This window comes from Paracoccus sp. S4493 (assembly GCF_000967735.1).
In the GTDB taxonomy this organism is placed as follows: domain Bacteria; phylum Pseudomonadota; class Alphaproteobacteria; order Rhodobacterales; family Rhodobacteraceae; genus Paracoccus; species Paracoccus marcusii.
Genome location: NZ_JXYF01000549.1, coordinates 1 through 270 on the forward strand (window position 1 = coordinate 1; position 270 = coordinate 270).

General features: G+C 70.0%; 1 pseudogene. It reads right to left on the bottom strand.

Going from position 1 to position 270, the window contains the following annotated elements:
- Window positions 1-270, bottom strand: a pseudogene (locus TW83_RS22215) (hypothetical protein); the annotation flags it as partial.

Genomic DNA, 270 nt, shown 5'->3' on the forward strand with positions numbered 1-270 from the left:
TCAGTCGCGGGCGTTCGCCTTGCGCAGCCGCCACAGGCTGGCGCCCAGCACGATGATCGCCATGATGGCATCCGATTTGGGCGTCGGCGCATCCGTTGCGTCACGGCCTGTCCCGGACACGCCGATGGCCTTCTGGCCCGACGACGTGGCGGGCGTCCCGTGACCGGGCGGCGGGGTGTCGGCCTTGACGGCATCGCGCTGGCCCATCGGTTCGGGGGCACCCGTGGTCGTGTCCTCGGAGGTCTGCTGTTCGATCTCGGCGTTCAACTC